Consider the following 2156-nt stretch of genomic DNA (forward strand, 5'->3'; position numbering starts at 1 on the left):
ATAAGTATAAGCTTAGTGTTCCGCTGAGAATCTTACGATTATCAATTCCCACACTAACTTTATACAAAACCGTTGGCAGTAATATAAATTAAAAAAACAATGAAAAAAACATTATTCACATTATCATTTCTTATGATATTAACCAGTTGCTCACAAAGAGTGATGGACTTCACAATCGTATCATCAAAAAACCTTGAGTTTTCTAAATTCCCTACATACAAAAAAGGTAACACTCGTGTTAGTGGAAAAGATAAAAAACCTATAATTATAATAATCCCAACTGGTTATCCTAATGGAAAAGAAGCAATGGATAGAGCTATCGAATCCGTTCCCGGTGCTGTCGCATTACTAGACGGAGTATTAACATATAAGTGGTTTTATATACCTTATATTTATGGAGAATATATTTATATAATAGAAGGAACTCCTCTAATCGATCCAAACCTCGTAAGTACTAGTGAAATTGAAAAGCAAAATGATTTTTCAGTTTGTATCCTAAACAGAGAAGGAAATATTGAGAAAAACATTACACTAACTGAAACAAAATATTATGATTTGAAAACTGAAATTTTCAAACATCCAAAAAAAACATACCGCAAACTTCTAAAATAAAAATTTATTGCTGCCAACATTTATTTTTTATTAAAAAGGATATAGTATAGTGACCTATAAATATTGAAATTTCAAAAGAACATGGAATTTAATATTCAGTATTGAATAATAATTTGCATTTCACACGAAGAATAATAATGAATTTTTTACTTCGGAAAATAAAACTACAGCCAACACCGTATAAGTTTAATGTGGGTTTTTATAGTTTATCCAAAGGTTTGTGTCTGTTTACTATGTTACTTATACTTATTTAGGTATTTTTAGGTCGATTAAGATAAAAACATATAATAAGTATAAGCTTCGTGCTAGGGCGAAAAGTCCAAGGACATTTTCTCCCACACTAATCTTATACAAAACCGTTGTGTGTCATAGGAGAAAAATTGAAGCAAAATGAAAGATTGGACTGAACCGAATGGAATATTTATTCTAAACACACCTATAAATTGGCAATATAGAAATACTGCTGTTGAAGGATATAAAAATGAATCTCCTTATAGTTTTGAACCTTATGAGAACTCTCTCGGATGCTTTCAAATTAGTTGCTATCCTTTGAAAAAAGAAAGCATAAATCCTAATATGAAAATTCAAAAAAACAATTCAATTTTAGAATGGTATCCAACTGAAAAAAATGACAACGAATTCAATGTAACTATATATTATGCACAGGTAGATGACCAATTACTTTTTGCGAAATATATTTATTCTTTAGGTGCTGAGAAAAAAAAAGGTTTTAACGACCAACAAAAAGTTGTTCAAAACGTACTAAAATCTGTTAGAGTTATACCAAAAGAAGAAAGGGAATTCGCTCAAAAATTAAACAAGTATGACAATTTTATTGGTTCATTAGGAGCATCTTATGATTTACTTTCAAAATCTATTGAAAATGAAACATATATTGAATCAATAGTAATTCTTTCAAATCAAATCGACGCTTTTTTAAGATTAAATATAATTTTAGAAACACAGTTATTAAATAAGACAAACGATATTGAAATTAAATTTTTATATCAAGGAGAAAGTGAAAGAGGTATAATGGAAAGAAAAATATACACCAAAGCCTTTGAAATGAAAATCATAGATGAAAAATTCTATGAACAACTAAATAATTTATATAATAAGCGAAACAGAGTAATTCATAGATATATAATTTCAGAATTACGGACACGAGATATTTCTAAATATTTTAAAGAATACCTATTTCTTTGTGAAGAAATCAGATTGAACCTAGAAAAATATGAACAGAAACAATACTTACAAGAATTTGGAATTTATGGTAAAAATTTAGGTCATTTAGAAAAATTAGATGGTAAAGAAAGAGAAAGAATGTTTGCTTTTGCGAATGATAAACATTTATTAAAAAAGTTCAAGAGGAAGATATAAAACTACGAACACACAACACCGTATAAAGTTAATGTGGGTTTTTATTTCTTCCCCAAAGTTTTAGGCTTATTTACTGTGTCACTTATACTTATTTATGTATTTTTAGGTCGACTAAGATAAAAACATAAAATAAGTATAATGATAGTGTTAGGCCGAAAAGTCCA

2 protein-coding genes are annotated in these 2156 nt (G+C 27.8%); both read left to right on the forward strand.

Annotation, left to right across the window (positions count from 1 at the left end):
- Positions 1–99 precede the first annotated feature (99 nt).
- Positions 100–612 carry a hypothetical protein gene (locus FGM02_RS17665; RefSeq protein ID WP_139959918.1) on the forward strand — a complete coding sequence of 171 codons (513 nt, stop codon included), beginning with the start codon at positions 100–102 and terminating at the stop codon, positions 610–612.
- A 390-nt stretch (positions 613–1002) separates the two neighbouring features.
- Positions 1003–1992 carry a hypothetical protein gene (locus tag FGM02_RS17670; RefSeq protein ID WP_139959920.1) on the forward strand — a complete coding sequence of 330 codons (990 nt, stop codon included), beginning with the start codon at positions 1003–1005 and terminating at the stop codon, positions 1990–1992.
- Positions 1993–2156 lie beyond the last annotated feature (164 nt).

It is taken from the genome of Flavicella sediminum, from assembly GCF_006381105.1.
Classification (GTDB): Bacteria; Bacteroidota; Bacteroidia; order Flavobacteriales; family Flavobacteriaceae; genus Flavicella; species Flavicella sediminum.

Excerpts from the sequence above, each read along its gene's own strand:
- FGM02_RS17665 (WP_139959918.1), top strand. The coding sequence starts at position 100 with ATGAAAAAAACATTATTCACATTATCATTTCTTATGATATTAACCAGT.
- FGM02_RS17670 (WP_139959920.1), top strand. The coding sequence starts at position 1,003 with ATGAAAGATTGGACTGAACCGAATGGAATATTTATTCTAAACACACCT.